We start from the raw sequence: 17,672 nt of genomic DNA, 5'->3' as shown, positions 1-17,672 counted from the left end.
GTGATCAGGAGGCGCTGAATGGCGGTGAGTCTGCACAACCTGCGCTATAAGATCGCCGCGGCCGCGGTGGTCAAAGGAGTTGCATGGAGGGCTGCACGGCTGCCCGGTGCTCGCAGTGCTGTGACCTCATTAGCCGGCAGACTGCAGCCGGCTGACGAGGAAACAGGTTCCTATCGGGGCCTCCTCGCGGGTCTGCTGCGCCAGGCGGTTCAGCCCGAGACCGGGGACGCCGTCGCCTACGACGGCGTGGCCGGAATAATGCCCGCCCCGGAGCCTACTGCGGCACCGGACCTGGATGCACTGCATGATCACGTGCGTCAGAACCCCAGCGCAGGGAACCTCGTAGCTCTGGCGGCAACTTACCGGAAGTCCTACATAGCAGATTTCTCCGCAGCCGCATCTTGGTATGAGAGAGCCTATGAAGCCAACCCCAAAGACCTACGCGCAGTAGAAGGCATTCTCAGCTGCGGTGCACGCTCCCACTTCGACTGGCAACGAATGTGGCACTACGCATCTGCGCTGAAGCCCACCCGCGGGCCCCTGGCCACCCGCCCTGACTTCTGGGCCGACGTGGATGAGCTCTTCACCCCGCACCCCTCCTATTCATTGGTCAGATCCCTGGTAGAGCAGCTCACCGAGCACAGCAGCACAGTGGCTACACTCCACCAGCTCCTCCTGGAAACCCTGTCAACGCGTCTCCAGTTCCTCGGAGAGTTTCGCGCCGGCACCGCGCTGCGACGTGCCATGGCTCAGAACCGGGTAACCGAGCTCCGTGGAATCCCGCTGGAGTCTCCACTCTGGCTGAAGCACCTGTTAGGCGCCTACGCTTACCTGGACTGCCACTCGCGGCTGAACCAAACGTCAGCTCGCCCGCCGCTGGACACCCCTCATACCCTGGCGCGAACGCAGGTTCAGAAGCTCCAGGCGGACGTTGCGCTCCTCCAGGGGGACCCCGACCCTCTGGTCGCACACGCACGGCAGCGCGCCACAACCCTGCCGCTCCCGGGCGAGGAAAAGATGCGGGCACTTGTCGAAGGGCGCCGGGTCGCCGTCGTTGGACCTGCTGCAACGGGGGAGGAGCTCGGCGAGCTCATCGACGCCTACGACGTGATTGTGCGGACCCGTTTCCGCCCCGACGTCATCAACGAGGCGCCGCAACGCATGGGCTCACGCACAGACATCGCCTACTATTCGGGATTGGATCTGAGCAGGGGATTCGATGAGGTGCAGCAGATCGCTGGCAGCGGGGCCCTACACTTGGCCGTGGGACGCCCGCTCTACTGGCCCGTGCTGGAACAGGTGCCGCAGTGGCTGCGCATCTCACGCTTTGAATTCGGGCTCTACTTCCGGGGTGCGCCCATGGCGATCCAGCGGATCATCTACGACCTGCTGCAGTTCGCACCAGCCCAGATCGGTATCTTCAACGCTGACTTCTACGCCAACCCCAAGCTGCTCACTGAGGGATATCGCGACGACGCGGCCACCTTCGGACCGCACTCCGCGCTCAATGACCCGGTGGTGATGCATGATCTTGCCTTCGAATTCCGCATCACCCAGCGTCTGGCGAACTCCGGCCTGATCGTCCCGCACGGCTCTGCCGCGCAGGTCCTCGAGCTGACAGAAGACCAGTACCTGCGACGGCTGGAGGAGCACAGCCCGCTGGGTCTGGCGCGCCAGATCAGGCACCGGGACGCCGGAAAGTAGACTCGATAGATGTGAGTGCAGCCATCAGCCCCGCAGACACCGAACAGATCACAGTGGTCATCCCGGCACGCGCCGGCAGCGAACGGGTCAAGAACAAGAACACCCGGCGATTCGCCTCCTACGAGGGCGGACTGCTGGAACTCAAGCTCAAGCAGCTGACGCGCACGTCCCAGATCGACCGGATCATCGTCTCATCCAATGACCCAGTGGTGCTGGAATACACCTCACGATTTGCGCAGGAGCAGGGTGACAGCCGTATCGAGGCGCTGGAGCGGCCCGACGAGCTGGGACGCTCCTCCACGCCGATGAGTGTCTTCATCCAGTACGTTGCCGGGCTTCAAGAATCCGGAACCATGATGATGACCCACGTGACACACCCCTTTATCGGTTCCCAGCACTTCACCGAGCTGGTGCGTGCCTGGCGGCAAGCGGCCTCGGCCGGACATGACAGTCTGCTCACTGTCACTAAGCTGCAGACATTCCTATGGGATGAGAACGGCCCCTACAACTACGACCCGAGCGACGAGAGATGGCCGCGAAGCCAGGACATCAAACCCCTGTTCGAAATCAATCACGGCGCCTATCTCATTCCCTTCCGGGTGATGCGGGAGACCGGTGACCGGGTGGGCAACCACCCCAAAATGTACGAGCTTCCGGAAAACGTCGTGCTGGATATCGACTGGGAAGACCAGTTCACACTGCTGCAGGACATTGCTGAGGCCAAAGAGTTCCGCGGCATCAGCATCCTCTAGGTGCATCCATGATTCGAATCATCTGCGTCCGTCATGGGGAGACGGCATGGAATAAGGCACACCGGCTCCAGGGGCAGTCCGAAGTCGAGCTGGCTGAGTCCGGTATAAACCAGGCCCGCGCTGCGGGACTCTACGTGCGGGGACAGAACCCCGCCGCCGGCTACGTCTCCCCGCTGAAGCGCACCCACGCCACCTTCGCTGAATTCGGGCTCGAATTCGAGCCGGTGGAGATGCCCGGGCTCATCGAGCAGAATCTTGGCCACTGGGAAGGCATGAAGACCGCCGCTGCGAAGTCCGAATACGCAGATCTCTACAAGGCGTGGAAGAAAGGCGAGGGGACGCCACCTGCGGGGGAGGAGCCCAGCGCCGTCGTCGAACGCATGACCCACACCTTCTTCCAGATTGTGCGTGGAGCCGCTGATTTAGCGCCCACCGCCTCAGTGGACACCGACTATGACCTGCGCACCGTAGTGCTGGTCTCCCACGGCACCTCCACCAAAGCGCTGCTGGAGGGCTTGGGACTCATTGACAGGTCCAATGTCATCTCACTGACCGCAGCCGCCATCTCAGTCATCGATGTCCCCTTACACGGCGGCCCGCTCTCCAGCTCGCTGCCCAAGGGTGGAGTGGAGATCGACGGCGGACCCGAAGCTGAGGCCGAGGTGATCCGCAGCCTGACAGATGAGCAGATCCGCTCCTGCGCGAAACTGCGGATGTACAACCTCTCGCCCGAAGTGCTTGCCGCCGTACGCGGTGGACAGGGCGACGTGTCCTAGCCTGGACCTGCCCTTGCGAGGTTCTAGCCCGAGTTCGGAGAACCATGGCGTGTGAGTCTCGGAGGCTTCCAGAGATGACCGGTATGGTGGGCGGCATGGCTAGGACTAGCGTGCCCCAGCGTCCGACCCCTGATGAACAGCTCAGCCCATTCACCGGCTACACCCGGCAGCATTGGGAAGCCCTTGCAGACCAGCTTCTCACCTCTGCCTGGCGTTGGCAGTCGCCTCAGGGCGCACGCCTGGATCTGCCGGGGACACCCTCGGGGAGCGGCGTGCGCTCTGACGGTCTGGAGGGCTTTGCCCGCACCTTCCTCATGGCTGCCTTCAGAGTGGCCGGTGCCGACGGTGCCGATCCCTTCGGCTGGATGCAGAAATACGCTGAGGGCCTAGTGGCCGGAACAGCGCAGCCCGGTGCCGAGGACCCAGAATCCTGGCCAAAGATTGAGGACTACGACGTTTTCGGCCAGCCCATGGTGGAGTCGGCCTCTATTGCCTTGGGGCTGCGCATGACCCGCCCCTGGCTCTGGGACAAACTCAGCGCAGACCAGCAGGACCGTGCTGCCAGCTGGTTGAAACAAGCACTGGTGTCAGTGCCGGCCCCCAATAACTGGTACCTGTTTCCGTACACAGTGGCCGGGTTCTTGGAATCGGTGGGCCGAGCTGATGAAGACACCGCACGCGTTCGTCGTCGGGCACTGCGCCTGCTGGAGAACTGGTACAGCGGAGACGGCTGGTACACCGACGGCGACGGCGGTTCTTATGACTACTACAACGGCTGGGCGCTGCATCTCTACCCGCTCCTAGACCACCTGCTGGCTCAGCGGGAATCCGGAACAGCGCTGACCTCCCAGCAGAGCCCCTACGGGCGCCGGATGCACCGGCACCTTCAGGATTTGGGACACTTCTTCGGCAGCACCGGAGCCCCGGTGTACTTTGGGCGCTCCATGACCTACCGGTTCGCTGCCGCGGCCGCGGTGGGTCTTGGTGCCATCACCGGTGACACGCCCCTGACCCCCGGGACCTCACGGCGGATTCTCAGCGGCGCAGTCAATTACTTCATAGACGCCGGGGCCCTCGACCAGCACGGCTTGCTCAGCCTTGGCTGGCACGGTCCGCATCAGGCGACTCTGCAGGGCTACTCAGGACCGGCCTCCCCCTATTGGGCGGCCAAGGCGTTCGTCGCGCTATTAGCCCCAGCCGATCACCCGCTCTGGACAGCCGTGGAGGAACCCTCCCCGGCTGACACCGCAGACCATGTGGTGCCCATCTCCGCACCGGGATTCCTGCTGCAGTCCACAGCGCAAGACGGAATCGTGCGGCTGCATAATCACGGCAACGATCATCTGCGGGCTATCAACGCCGAGGCCGGATCAAAGCCGGATCCGCTGTACTCACGATGGGCCTATTCCACACACACCGGCCCGACCTCCGCTGCCAACCAGGCAGACAACACCTTCACCGTGGTGTGGCGAGGGGCCAAAGGAGAACGCACACGCGTGCATCCACTGGGGGTGGGAGCAGTTGGAGGGTCCGGGTGGGCCGCTTCTTGGCATCGCCCCAGTTTCCCCGGCCGTGCCGCCTCCTACCCGGGGCTGCGGGTGACCAGCATTGTGGTGGTCCGCGGCACCCAGGAGGTCCGCATTCACGTTGTTGAGGGCGCTCCGGCGGGCGCGAGCGCACAGGCTTCAGGTTGGGCCTGCGGGGCAGAAGGTGGCACAGAGGATGGCACACATTTGCGGTCAACGCTCGTGCCACTAGCCGGGTGGACCCACAGCGCGCAGAAGGTGGCACCAGCCGGCACGGCCTTCCACCAGGTGGCGGAGGTGCCCGTTCTGAACGCCGAGCTCAACGCAGATGGCCGAACAGTGCTGGTGTCGCTGGCGGAACTGACGAGGGCTCCCGCTGAGGAGTCCTCCCAGCAAGAACATGCCCAAGAAATCAGGGACAGTATTGATGCCCTGAGGGTGACAGAATCAGAAGTCAGCTTCACCTGGGCTGGACAGGCGCAACATGTCAGGGTGGATATCGAGACGAAAACTGTAGCGATCAGCGGGCAGGAGAATCTATGAGTTGGCAGTTCGCCTTCAGTACTCTGGGCATTCCGCAGGCACCAGCTGCAGAAGTCATTGAACTCGCGCAGCGGCACTCCTGTGATGGCGTGGAAGTGCGGGTGCACCCGGATGAGTTCCTGCACCTGAATCTGACGCCGCAGCAAACTGCGACGGTGTCGCGGATGTTCGGCGAGGCGAACCTGCACATTTCCGCCCTCGCTGGTTATGCGCGCATCTGCAGTCCTTCACCGGACACCGAAGTCATTGATGAGCTGATGCGGCTGATCGATCTGGCCCACGCGGTGGGCCAGCCCGGGCTGAGCACACCGGGAGTGCGAGTGTTTCCTGGTGGTGACGATGAGTCCTCATCAGAAGGGCACCTGGACAGGGCAGTCCGCCGAATGGAAGCAGTGCTGCCTCATGCCCGCGAAGCCGGTGTGCAGGTGCTGGTAGAAACTCACGATTCTCATCCCACTGCCGCTGCCGCGCAGTCTCTGGTGGCACCATTGCAGGACACCACACACGCGGCAGTTCTGTGGGATGGTTTGCATCCTTGGCGCAGCGGTGAATCCACCGAAGAGTCCATGACACAGCTACGGGGGCAATGCTCCTATTTTCAGGTCAAGGATGCGGTATACGAGGCTGACCGGTGGGTTCCAGCGGCACTCGGCCAGGGGGAAGTTCCGCTGACCGAACAAGGTCAGAGCCTCCAGCAGTTCTCCGGCTGGATATCTCTGGAGTGGGAACGAGCCTGGCACCCCCAGATTCCCCCGCTGGAGCGTGTCCTGCCAGCCGCCGTTGAATGGTTCCGCACTTGGCAGCCGAACCCTGCCATCTAAATACCGCCAGCTGAACAGTGCGGGCACATCAGATGAATCTCGTCGCTATATTCAGTATTTCCCGTGTTCAGTCACGCTGAATAACTGAAACTGCTGAATGGAGTGACGTCGATGATCGCACCATGTTGCGTGCGTCATAAGCAGTTGCTCTGCACGCTCCTAGACTGGGGGGCGGAGTTGATCGGTCACACCGGAACAGGAGGGCGCTGTGCGGCATCTACTGCGTGGATTTTCGTCAGCACTGCTCGCCGGTGTCCTGGCAGCGGGACTGCTGCTGGGCGGGGCCGAGCCGGCGTCGGCGTACTCACGCCCATCAGAAGTGCCGAACCCCTTCCAGGACTACTCGGCCCAGGACTATGCCGATGCACTGTGGAATCTGGAGACCGAAGTCGGGGTGCGGACTCGTGACCAGCGCACCAGCGGTGACTGCGAGGTCATCACCTTCGAAGTCTCCGACCCCTTAGGAGACCAGCCCACACGCACCTACACCCACATAGCCGACGACGACGGCTGGTGGTGTTCAGGAGACGACGCTGACACCCTGCGCGCTGAACTCGACGAGAAGGACGACTCCAGCAAGAACTTCTTCCACGGCAGACCGTATGAGAACACCGCGCAGCGGGTTCCCTACTACGGGAGCTGGGCAGATGTGAACGGCAACGGAGTCACCTCTCGCACGGAGATTCACGCCCGCGACCTCGGCAACAGCAGCTTCACCCTCGGCGGCAGCTACTGGGACCACTACACCGGGAAGCGGGTGAACATCGGCACTACCGAGACTCACGGTGAACACATGATCCCGGTGGGACACACCTGGCCCGAGATGCAGCACCGCAGCCGCGAAGACCGAGTGGCCTACTACAACGACCCGATGAATCTCACCAGCACCATCGGGTCCGTCAACCGGGAGAAGTCCGGCCACACGCCCGCGGAGTGGATGCCCAGCAACGAGGACGCGTGGTGTGGCTACGCCATGACGTGGGTGCATATCGCTGCCAAGCACGGGATATCCCACTATGGATCCGACATCGATCAGCTTCGCGGTGTCCTGTGGGAATGCTTGGAGGAAGAACTTGCCGTCCAGGATGGTGTCTGGGGAGAGGCCAGTCCCGACCTCAGCTGGCGAAGCCGTTCACCCCTGCCAGGTTCGCCGGATGCTCAGGAGTCATCCGGCAGCGGATGGCCCGGCACCTCCAGCACTCGAGACGTCAGCGACGCTCTGTGGAATCTGGAAAACCACGTGCGGATCAGAAGTGTGGAGCGCGAACACCACGACACCTGTGATGTGCAGACCTTCACCAGCGAACATCCACGCAGCGACCACGTCATGACGTATCTCAGGGTCATTGCCGAGGATAACTCCTACTGCTCCAGCGAAGAAGGGATCTCACTGCGGCGGGAGCTCGACGAACAAGCCGAGGGCAACCCGGACGTGTTTCATATCCAACCCATGGATGGCAACCGCCGCGAGTACTTCGGCTACTGGACGGTCCTCGGCGATGGACTAAATACCAGGCAGCACGTCCTGTCTCGTGACCTTGCAGACATCACATGGAACTCGACGGAAACCGGTGTGCGTACCGGGAGATTCACTGACCCCTACAGCGGCGAGGACGCTCTCTACTCGCCGTCGACTTCAGCTGTGGACCATATTCTGCCGCCCACTCATGCGTGGATCGAGATGCAGACCCGAGACAGGGAAAGACGGACCAGCTATTACAACGATCCGCTCAACCTGCTGACGACTACTAGACACATGCAGGGAGAGAAGAATGGGGACGCCCCGCGCAATTGGATGCCCCCGAATGAGAACTTCCAATGTGACTACGCCTTGTTTTGGGTCCACAGCGCCGTAAGACACCAGATTTCGCTGTACAACTCGGACATCCGTCAGCTACGTGCAGCACTCTACGGATGCCTGGCAGAGCAGTCAGACGGCGGCCCTCTGAGCGAACATCGCCGCGATGACCTTCAATGGCAGAGTCTGCCGCCATTCTGATGTGCTCGCCTCAGCGCCGCGGCGGCGGGGGCAACTTAGGGCGCCGGCTGGGAGTCGGCAGCACCGGAATCTTCGCTGTTCCAGGTGCTGCATCAGAATCGGCTTTCCGCTCCGCTTCCTTCTTATACTCGATCGCTTCAAACAGCAGATCCCGGCGGATCTGGGAGGTAGAGGTGCCCTCGGTGCGGGGGAGGTAGACGACGTCGCAGTAGTCCCGCAGATACTCGAACCGTGGCGAGCCCTCCCAATCGGAGCCCATCACCACCACATCGATCTCATGCCGGCGAATGTCATCCACCTTCTGATCCCAGGTGACCTCAGGAATCACCAGATCCACGTAGCGGATGGACTCCAGCATCAGCTGGCGCACCTCAAAAGGATGGTAGCTCGGCTGCTTGCCCGGCTTGGCCTCGTTGAACTCATCGGTGCTCAACCCCACCACAAGGTAATCGCCCATGGCTTTGGCGCGGCGCAGCAGCCGGATATGCCCCCAATGGAGCAGATCAAAGGTGCCGTACGTCAGGACCCGCTTCATGCCGCCCTGAATGTCACGGCTTCAGTCAACAGATCCTTGCGAATCTGGCTGGTGGAGACGCCTTCAGTACGCGGCAGATACTCCACATCACAGACACTGCGCAGGCTCTCAAACCGCGGGGAACCCTCCCAGTCCGAGCCCATGACCACGACGTCGGCACGATACCGTCGCACGTCCTCGGCTTTCTGCTCCCAGGAGGCTTCAGGGATCACCAGGTCCACATAGCGCACTGCCTCGAGCATGGCCTTGCGCACCTCAAAGGAGTGGTAGCTGGCGCGGGCGCCTTTATGCTGGACGAACTCGTCGGTGCTGGCAGCCACAATCAGGTAGTCGCCCATCGCTTTGGCGCGCTTGAGCAGCCGGATATGCCCCCAATGGAGCAGATCGAACGTGCCGTAGGTGAGAATCCTCTTCATCGTGCGTGCCCTCAGCCAATGCCTTACGTCAACGAGTTGCAGGGCAGGCGTCGTCGTACCGGGTGTACTGTCTGCCCCAGGTCAGGTGCGGAATTTCTTTCAGTGCAAGTGTGCGCATAATAACAACTTCCTGAAAACAGCGGGTTTCAAGAAACTCTTGAGAGTTTCCGTCAGCGCCCTCGTAGAGCGTATTGCGCTCCAGGAGCCGTTCAGGAAGCTGTTCAGGGCCCGTGTGTACTCTGACCCTGATGTCTGAAGAGCTCCTCACCGAAGAAGCCCCTCGTAAATCCAGCCGACGCCGGCGCATCACGTTGATCGTGCTTAGTTCAGCCCTGGTGCTTCTGATCGCTGGTGTCACCGCTGCTGCCCTCTATCTGAACTCTCTGCGCGGCGCCTACGAGACCTCCGTCAATGTGCTCCCGGAAGAAGAGACCTTCCCCGAGGAGAGCGAACGTCCGGAGCGTCCTGCCCGGGTGGAGGATGACGGCAAGCTGGTCGATGATGAACAGATCAACATTCTCCTGCTGGGCTCTGACGCTGGCGGCGGCTCCGGGGAGACGGAGAACGTTCCCTGGCTGCCCAACGCCGGACGCGCCGACACCATCATGTGGGTCCACATCCCGCATGAGCGTGACTCCATCCAGGTCATGTCCATCATGCGCGATACCTGGGTGCCGATCCCGGGCCACGGTGAGGCCAAGATCAACTCCTCCTTCTCCTTTGGCGGTCCCGGCACCGCCATCGCGACCGTGGAGAACCTCTTCGATGTCCGGATCGACCACGTGGCTGCGGTGGACATGCAGGGCTTCCAGGGGCTGGTCAGTGCCATGGGAGGAGTCACCGTGGACTCTCCGGTGGCCTTCACCTCCCGGGACGGCTACCAGTTCAACCAGGGTCCGCAATCGATGGACTCCACCGCGGCGATGAGCTTTGTCCGCGAGCGCCGTGCCTTCGACGGCGGGGACTACCAGCGTGTAGCCAATCAACAGGCCTTTGTGCGCGGAGTCCTCAACGAGGTGCTCACCCCCTCCACCCTGACCAACCCAGTGACCCTGCACAATATGGTCTCCAACTTCGCGCCCTATATGACGGTAGATGCCGGCATGCAGGACGCTGATCTCATCGCTGATCTGGGATGGTCGCTGCGGAACGTGCGTGGCGGCGATATCCAGATGTTCACCCTGCCCAACCACGGCGTGGGTCAGGCCGGCAGCGAATCCATCATTGTTCCTGACTATGACGCCATGGCCGCTGCTGGACAGGCCATGCGCGAGGGCCGTTTCAGCGACTACGCCGCCAGTCACTGAGTCGGCGCACGCCCAGGGACCCCGCGAAGAACTACGCGCAGGGACCGGACTGCGGCCAGGGGGCGGGACGGAGTTGCGCGAGGCGGGGCGTTCACTCGGGGTTCGGTAGACATTCGGGCGTCGCCAGGGAGACTGGTGTATTTTGCGCGACCCCTTAACCCTGCACGTATGCTGGACAATCATGAGTGACAATCTGGACGCAGCCGAACTGGAGGCCCTGGCCTCAGACCCGCACACCGACTGGGACGTTCTCCACTGGATCGCGGAGAACTATCCCCAGCTGCGTCCCGCCGTCGCCGCCAACCCCGGTACCTACCAGGAACTCGTAGATGCCCTAGCTGCCCTCGGTGATCCTGATATTGACGCTGCCATTGCTCTGCGTCCCTTCGGCAAGGAGGTCTCCTCCGCCCAGGCTGCCACCAACCCGATGGCCGGCATGTGGGACACCATGACCCACCATATTCCTGCCTACCGTGAGGATGAGGATGCCGCGGCGGCGCCCTACACCGATCCTTACGAGGTTCGCACCTACGAGGCTGAGGATGTTCAGCCGCAGGAACCGCAGGCACACGAACCCCATGCGAACGAACCCTATGCTGACGAACCGTGGGCGCAGGCACCCGTTGACGAGGACGGTCACGCCCACCCGCTGGGCGCTGATGACCATGGCCAGCAGCACGACGACGCTCACTTGATTCCCGCTGCGGATATCGCCTCTGATGACGTCACCACAGGAGAGATTGCAGCCGAGCCCCACGCCTACGAGCACCTGCGTGCAGCGGACGAGATTCCCGATTCGGCGCTAGCTCAGGCTGAAGCAGAGTCTGAACCAGAAGCGCTTGAGTCAGCAGGGCCTGTGTCAGCAGGGCCTGAATCAGCAGGGCCTGAATCAGCAGAATCTGAGCCAGGTGAGCGAGATGCTGGTGAGTCTGATGAGGACGGCACCTACCCCGAGGACCGGGACGCGCTCTCATACCTGCCCGCCGCGCAGGAGACTGCGGCAGTGGTTCCCCCGCCGGCAGCTCTGTCCACCGCATACCGTGAGCCCAGCGCTGTCGAGGAGCAGCCGCGCCGTCGTTCTCCCCTTGTGCTGATCGCCGCAGCTGTTGTGGGCGTGGTGGCCATAGGCGCGATCATCGCCCTGGTGGCCAACCTGCTCGGCGGCTCCGACGAGGCCCCCATGGCTGAACCCACCCCCAGCCCTACGCAGCAGCAGACTCAGCCGCCTGAGGGCGAAGAAACAGAGGACGAAGAGACTGAGGAGCCCACGGAGGAAGAAAGCCCGGGCGTCGACCAGGAGGCCCTGGTCCAAGCGCGTGCTGCCGTGGCATCACTTCCTGACGAGACCAGCTGCCAGAGCGGTGATGATGCAGGCGTGGTCACCGCTTTCCTCACTGCCGCCGGTACCCAGGAGGCGGCGGCTGCGGAAGATGCTGATGCGTTGGAGCAGACTTTCACCGGACTGCAGAGCGCATGCTCCTCCACCCATGCTGCCGGAGTCTTCGAAGCTGCCCGCAGCGGCTCCGAAGCCCCGGAGAACGGCGCTACAGAGAACGGCGCTGCAGAGCTGCTCACTGAGGTGGGCACCGACTGGGTCAACCGCAGCATCGGCCTGGGCGGCGCTCAGGAGATGGACGGCTTCGTCACTCCCAACGGCAATATCCAGTGCGAATTCAGCGACGGCGTACGCTGCACCGCCTACCAGCACAGCTACGCGGCCCCTGCAGGATGCAGCGGTGGCACCACCTACCGGATGCAGGTGGACGGCGGCACTGCTGGGCCGCACTGTGAGGATCCCGTGGAGCGCACCGACCGGCAGACGCTCTCCGTCAACAGCTCCGCCACTGATGGTTTCCTGGTCTGCATCTCAATGAGCGACCGGGTCTCCTGCTACAACTCAGTCACCGGTGGCGGCTTCGAGATCTCCGAGCGCGGCCACTACCCCTACTGATCTCCAGATCGGCTGATCCCCAGGTCGGGCCCTGGGTCCCCAGATCAGAATTCCGCCTAGGTTTATGAAATCTGCCTAAGGCTATAAGCCTCTGCGGGGTTCACAAGCTTATGCCGGATCAGGGGTACGCGGAATGACAGTGGCCCCCGGTGCCGAGGATTCCCCACGCTGGGTCCGCTGCGGGACACCGCAGGGGCGCTTCATGCACAGAGTTTGTTTCACCTAGGATGCGGATCGGGTTCGACATGACACAAAGCGCGGGTCCGGCGTGAGGGGAGGCCGACGACGGCGCGGAGGCGTCAGCTCTGCAGCTGCAGGGCGTCCACAATCTGATCCGCACAGCGCGGCGGAGTTGCCGGCAGGGCGCCGCCGTCGTCGGTGACGAAGTCCAGGTGACGGGAACGGAAGCGCAAGATATTGGCCTCCATCTCCTCACGGGCTGCAGAACTCAGCTCCTCAGCGTTGAGACCGCCCAGGCGCATCGCCTGTTCCACCGCCTCGGTGGCTGAGCTGACAATCGGCCCGGGCACTTCGGCCTGGTAGTCCACGGCCAGTCCGCGGGCATCCTGGTAATCATCCATGTCATAGGGCCAGAAGACCATGGGGATGTTGCGCAGGCTGGCCTCGTAGGTCACCGCTGAATAGTCGGTGATGACCACGTCTGCCACCGCCAGCCAGTCCAGCACGCCCACACCGGTTCCGGTGCCGATGAGCGTATTGCCGCCCTCAGGCAGGGGGGACTTGTCCTGCGGGTGTGGCAGCAGCACCAGGGTGCCGGGCTCATCGGCGAAGGCCGCGGCCAGCTGGGTATAGGGAATCTGTTTACCGCGCCGGAAGGTGGGCACGTAGAGGATGATCTGGCCGCCGCGCTCCTGAGCCTTCTGAAGCTGAGGGAAGCGGTGGAGGATCTTCTTTCGGCGGTCCTGCTGGCCGGCGTCATCGAGCAGATAGTCGATCCGCGGCATGCCATAGGGTTTGATGCGCTCGGCCGGGATGCCGAAGGCTGCGGTGTAGATACTGGCCGGCACTGAGCCGGAGGCGCACACGAAGGTGTAGTTCTGGTGCATCCGCATGGCCTCAGCCACCCGCGGATGAGGCCCCTCACGGGTGCCGGAAGCCAGATGGCCGAACTTCTTAATGGCGCCCAGGGCGTGCCAGATCTGGCCGATTCGCAGCTCTTCGCGGTGGTTGAGGATGCTGACTGGGATGATGTAGCCATCCACCAGGCAGCCAGCACAGGTGGCCAGGTGATACATCTCCCGGAAGGCCTTGCCCAAGTAGGAGACCGAGAGCTTCTTATGCTTGATCACCACAATCCGGTGATCAGGGTGCTTTCGGCGGATCGCTTCCTGAAGGAGAGAGAAATCCACGGAGATCTGCCGCGGCTCCCGGGTGATCAGTACAACTTTGCGCTGAACCGGCAGCAGCTTGAACACGGCATAGATGACACGTGCCCCGGCGGTCAGAAATCCCAGAGCGTGCGGGAGGATGCGTCGCTTCAGGTCCGTATCCTTCCGCTTCTCGAAAGCGCCGGAGCAGGAGCTGATCGAGTCCGGGCGCGGGTGTGCAGTACCACAGACACCCTAACGCACTCTTAGGGCTCCGCCCCGGCGCGGCACAGAGATCCCATGGTGTGGCGGTTCATGCTCTGGTGGTCCATGGTGTGCCAGTTCATGGCGTGCCGGTTCATGGAGTGGCGATCTCTGCCCGAACATTGCCCGATACGCCGGCAGCCGTGGTCACACCATGCCCATAAGGACCCGGGCGCATTCGGCCGTGGTCCATTCGGGGTGGGCGGTGTGCCGCTCAATGCTCAGTGTCACTGCTGCTGCCAGCAGCGCAGTGGCAGTGATCTCAGCGTTGTCACCGTGGCCCAGGCGCTGCAGTCCACGGGCAAGGAGTGCGACGATCGACTGTTTCTCCTCGCGCAGCTGACCGGACTCATCGGCTCCGCGGCGGGCCAGCGCGTAGGCCACCAGGCCGGTAAATGATGAATACTCATCCAGGAACTCCAGTGCCTTGGTCAGCTGCGCAGCGAATGCGGCCCTGGCCGATGAGACCGACGCCCCAGCATCTGCTGCGCCGTCCTCCATGATCTCCTGCAGCCGTTCGGCACCGTAGACCAGCATCTCCCGCACCAGTTCCTCTTTGGACCCGAACTGGTAGTACACCGAGCCCTTGGCCACTCCTGCCACCGCAGCCAGCTCCTCCACCGTGTACTCCTGGATGCTGCGGTGTTCATCCAGAGACATCATGGCCTCAAGCAGGCGAATACGTGCGGGACGTCGTCTGCCAGTGGCAGAGTCAGAATCGGATACGGGTGCGGGAACGGGGGTCATGCTGCCTCCTGAATGGGCGGTTGGAGCCTCCGCAGACTCCACATTTTCTTCTTATGCACCGCCAGGACTTGAACGGAGAGTCCAATAATGGCGGTGACCAGCAGTGCGAGCAAAGCCGTCTGCAGTGCATCGAGCCGGCCGCCGTAGATGACATGCCGTAACCCGTCCACCACATAGCTCATCGGCAGCAGCGGATGCAGCCCCTGCAGCACCGGCGGCAGTGCCTGATACGGGAACGTGCCTCCTGAGGCGACTAGCTGCAGTACCAGCAGTACCAGCATCAGCATCTTGCCGGGATTGCCCAACAGCGCCACCGCCCCTTGGATGAGCGCCGTGAACGCCACCGAGGAAGCAATCAGCAGTGCTAACGCCAACCATGGATGCGCCGGAGTGAGTCCCAGACCCAGAACGACGGCGGCGTACAGCAGCAGTGCCTGGACCAGGGCGAGCCCGGCGAATGACAGCCACGATCCTGCCGCGATGGACACAGAGGGCGCATTCGATGCTAGTGCTCGCGCTGAGAACGGGCGCAGCACCTGAAGCAGCACCAATGCGCCAATCCACAGCGACAGGGCGAGGAAGAAGGGCGCCATGCCAGCACCGTAGCTGCCAGCTTCGGTCTGCGCGCTCTGGTGGACAGCCACCGGGTTTCCCATGACCCTGGCGATCTGCTCCTGGGCCTTGCCGTCAGGGTTGGGGACCTCCTGGGCACCGGCGCCCAGGCCCTCAGCCAACTCCCGGGCACCGTCCTTCAGTTCTCCGGCGCCGGACCGGGCTTCACCGAGTCCATCCCGTAAGGTGGCCGCGCCGCTGGACAGCTCAGCGCTGCCCGCGGTGAGCTCCTCGGCACCGGAGGCCAGTGCCCCAGTGCCGGTATGCAGTTGGTCTGCGCCGTCCTTCAGCTGGTCTGCGCCGTCGTTGAGTTGGGCCGCTGCGGACTCAGCGTCCTGAAGCCCCTGCACCAGATCCGGTGCTGAGGCGGTCAGCTGAGCAGTGCCATCGGCCAGAGTGCTGCTGCCAGCAGAGAGTTCAGCGGCGCCGTCGGCCACCTGCTGTGCACCGGAGGCCAGCTCGTTGATGGACTCATGCGCTGCCGCCAGCTCCTGGCGCGCCGCGGCAGCGCGCTGCAGATGCGTTGAGTCATCTGCGATAGCCCCAAGTGCCGCTGACGCGTCCTGAACCTGGGACTGGTCGATGAGCCCGGCATCGATCAGCGCGTCAACGGCTGCGGGAACCCGATCCGCCGCGTTGCTTTCGAAGCGAGAAATCACCTCAGCGGCTTCATCGGTGGCCGCTGCCAACTGGTGGCTGCCTTCTGCTACCGCGTCAGCTCCCGCCGAGAGGGATTCCATGCCGGTGCTGAGTTCTTGGGCGCCGCTGTTCAGGGCGTCAGCGGCCTCTTGAGTGGACTCACTACCCCGGACCAGCTCGCCAAGCCCCGAATGCAGCGCACCGGTTCCGTCGCTGAGCTCAGCTGCACCTTCAGTGAGTTCACCGGAACCTGCATCGAGCTCCGCAATGCCTGAGCGCAGCTGGTGGGCACCTTCATCGAGTGCGACGACGCCGTCGGTCAGCTCAGCGGAGCCCTGATGCAGTTCAGTCATGCCGTCCTGCAGGGCAACAGCACCATCGCGCAGCTGCCCTGCGCCGTCGGCCGCCTCGGTCAGCTGCTGATGGATCTGCCCATAGCCGGTGAGCATGGCATCAGCGGTTTCCTGCCCCACCTGGACTGCGACGGTGTCGTGGACGCGTGTGGTCAGCGAGTTCACGATGTTGGTGAGCAGGTAGTTATTGGCCTCGTTCACCGTGACCTCAAGGATGGCCTGCTCAGCGAAGGAGAACGAGCTGGGGGAGGCCAGCGCCGCGGAGAAATCAGTCGGGATGATCAGCGCGAACTGGTATTCCCCGGATTCCACGCCCGCTTCTGCTTCGGTCCTGCTGGAGACCGAATGCCAGCCGAAGGTGCCGTCCTCCAGCAGCTCGTCGGTGACATCCTCGCCGATGGTGCGCTGGGCGCCGTCGAAATCCGCGCCCTCATCCAGGTTCACCAGGGCGGCGTCGACGGAGACGAGATTGTCATAGGGGTCCCAGTTGGCGTAGAGGTACACCCCGGCGTAGAGCAGGGGAATCAGGGCCAGCCCGATGATAGTGATTAACGGCGTCAGGCTGGAGGTCAGGCGGGTGAACTCAGCGCGGAGAAGCCGGATAAACGTCACTGCTGCACCTGCTGCTCTCCGGGGTGTACGCCGGTTTCTGCCTCGGTGGTGGTTCTCGGCGCGGCTCCGGCCCAGCCGGTGTGCAGGCCCCCGGTGTGCAGGTCCCCCGGGTGCGTGTAGGGAGGAAGATCCTCAGCAGCCGGCAGCTGCGCCACCACCGCCAGTACGCTGCGGCTGCGACGCCGGCTCTGGTTGCTAGTTTTCCTTCCGGCACTGGTGTGGCGGGTGAGCACTCGCAGCATGTCCTGGTAGCTGATGTCATGGCGGTCGGGGGAGTCCACCGCCGCCACGCGCACCTGCGGATCCGCGAAGGCAAGGCTCAGCAGTAGATGCAGGCGCAATGCTGGATCCAGCGCCGCGACGTGTTCCTCGGCGATGTCGGTGAAGCCGTTGTCACGAATCCAGGTTGCCGGGCTGGCGGTGCGCGTCATATGGCGAATGAACGAGGTGCCAGGCGGGCGGCTGTGCAGGGCCAGCGCCTCTGCAACCACATGCTTGACCTTCATATGGTGCTCAGGCTCAGTGATGGTGGGGGAATCCACCGGAGCCGCGGCGGAGCGGAGCCGTTTCAGGTTGGCTTCACCGTCAAGGAGAACCTCGCCGGTGTGCGGTGCTAGGCGGCCGGAGGCGATGAGTGTGCAGGCGGTACGTCCCATGCGGGTGGGCACCTGCAGAAGTGAGAGATGACCTTCTGGTACGGCGAAGGTGGTGGCTGGGATGAGCTGGTGATGGTGCTCATCGAAGCCCACGGAGTGGAGTTCCAGCATGCTTTCCAGTCTATTGAACT

At 63.2% G+C, this 17,672-nt stretch carries 14 protein-coding genes; 8 read left to right on the top strand and 6 right to left on the bottom strand.

The window, feature by feature from the left end:
- Positions 1–18: 18 nt before the first annotated feature.
- The 6 genes from ABEA23_RS04050 to ABEA23_RS04025 all read left to right on the top strand — a co-directional run bounded on the left by ABEA23_RS04050 (position 19) and on the right by ABEA23_RS04025 (position 8,121).
- The gene (locus ABEA23_RS04050; protein ID WP_345476786.1) at positions 19–1,704 is read left to right on the top strand and encodes a hypothetical protein; all 1,686 of its coding nucleotides are present in this window, start codon (positions 19–21) and stop codon (positions 1,702–1,704) included.
- Positions 1,705–1,715: 11 nt separating this feature from the next.
- Positions 1,716–2,456 carry an acylneuraminate cytidylyltransferase family protein gene (locus tag ABEA23_RS04045; protein WP_345476785.1) on the top strand — a complete coding sequence of 247 codons (741 nt, stop codon included), beginning with the start codon at positions 1,716–1,718 and terminating at the stop codon, positions 2,454–2,456.
- Between the two features lie 8 nt (positions 2,457–2,464).
- Positions 2,465–3,232, top strand: coding sequence for a histidine phosphatase family protein (locus tag ABEA23_RS04040; protein WP_345476784.1), 768 nt, complete (start codon positions 2,465–2,467; stop codon positions 3,230–3,232).
- Between the two features lie 95 nt (positions 3,233–3,327).
- Positions 3,328–5,301, top strand: coding sequence for a DUF2264 domain-containing protein (locus ABEA23_RS04035; protein ID WP_345476783.1), 1,974 nt, complete (start codon positions 3,328–3,330; stop codon positions 5,299–5,301).
- Complete coding sequence (locus ABEA23_RS04030; RefSeq protein WP_345476782.1) at positions 5,298–6,122, top strand: sugar phosphate isomerase/epimerase family protein; 825 nt, start codon at positions 5,298–5,300, stop codon at positions 6,120–6,122. The genes ABEA23_RS04035 and ABEA23_RS04030 overlap by 4 nt, the downstream gene beginning before the upstream one ends.
- Positions 6,123–6,330: 208 nt before the next feature.
- Positions 6,331–8,121 (top strand): GmrSD restriction endonuclease domain-containing protein, encoded by a 1,791-nt coding sequence (locus ABEA23_RS04025; protein WP_345476781.1) that lies wholly within the window; start codon positions 6,331–6,333, stop codon positions 8,119–8,121.
- A 10-nt stretch (positions 8,122–8,131) separates the two neighbouring features.
- On the opposite strand, the gene tagD is transcribed toward ABEA23_RS04025, so the two are convergent.
- Both tagD and ABEA23_RS04015 read right to left on the bottom strand, forming a co-directional pair.
- Positions 8,132–8,656, bottom strand: a complete 525-nt coding sequence (tagD, locus tag ABEA23_RS04020; RefSeq protein WP_425577109.1) for a glycerol-3-phosphate cytidylyltransferase — start codon at positions 8,654–8,656, stop codon at positions 8,132–8,134.
- Positions 8,653–9,072 (bottom strand): FAD synthase family protein, encoded by a 420-nt coding sequence (locus ABEA23_RS04015; RefSeq protein WP_345476780.1) that lies wholly within the window; start codon positions 9,070–9,072, stop codon positions 8,653–8,655. Before ABEA23_RS04015 ends, tagD begins: the two co-directional genes overlap by 4 nt.
- A 248-nt stretch (positions 9,073–9,320) precedes the next feature.
- On the opposite strand from ABEA23_RS04015, the gene ABEA23_RS04010 reads away from it, so the two are divergent.
- Both ABEA23_RS04010 and ABEA23_RS04005 read left to right on the top strand, forming a co-directional pair.
- On the top strand, positions 9,321–10,379 hold the full coding sequence (locus tag ABEA23_RS04010) for an LCP family protein (protein WP_345476779.1): 1,059 nt from the start codon (positions 9,321–9,323) through the stop codon (positions 10,377–10,379).
- A 181-nt stretch (positions 10,380–10,560) separates the two neighbouring features.
- On the top strand, positions 10,561–12,330 hold the full coding sequence (locus tag ABEA23_RS04005; RefSeq protein WP_345476778.1) for a variant leucine-rich repeat-containing protein: 1,770 nt from the start codon (positions 10,561–10,563) through the stop codon (positions 12,328–12,330).
- 299 nt (positions 12,331–12,629) lie between these two features.
- On the opposite strand, the gene ABEA23_RS04000 is transcribed toward ABEA23_RS04005, so the two are convergent.
- The 4 genes from ABEA23_RS04000 to ABEA23_RS03985 form a co-directional block, all read right to left on the bottom strand.
- Positions 12,630–13,766, bottom strand: coding sequence for a CDP-glycerol glycerophosphotransferase family protein (locus ABEA23_RS04000; protein ID WP_345476777.1), 1,137 nt, complete (start codon positions 13,764–13,766; stop codon positions 12,630–12,632).
- 303 nt (positions 13,767–14,069) lie between these two features.
- Entirely contained in the window at positions 14,070–14,669 is a 600-nt protein-coding gene (locus ABEA23_RS03995) for a TetR/AcrR family transcriptional regulator (protein WP_345476776.1), read from the bottom strand.
- Positions 14,666–16,885: a YhgE/Pip family protein gene (locus ABEA23_RS03990; protein WP_345476775.1), complete on the bottom strand. Its 2,220-nt coding sequence runs from the start codon at positions 16,883–16,885 to the stop codon at positions 14,666–14,668. Before ABEA23_RS03990 ends, ABEA23_RS03995 begins: the two co-directional genes overlap by 4 nt.
- Positions 16,882–17,652, bottom strand: coding sequence for a P-loop NTPase family protein (locus ABEA23_RS03985; protein WP_345476774.1), 771 nt, complete (start codon positions 17,650–17,652; stop codon positions 16,882–16,884). The genes ABEA23_RS03990 and ABEA23_RS03985 overlap by 4 nt, the downstream gene beginning before the upstream one ends.
- Positions 17,653–17,672 lie beyond the last annotated feature (20 nt).

This window comes from Nesterenkonia rhizosphaerae (genome assembly GCF_039544555.1).
In the GTDB taxonomy this organism is placed as follows: Bacteria; Actinomycetota; Actinomycetes; order Actinomycetales; family Micrococcaceae; genus Nesterenkonia; species Nesterenkonia rhizosphaerae.
The sequence above is the reverse complement of the archived record's forward strand: the minus strand, read 5'-3'. Positions and strand labels throughout refer to the sequence as shown.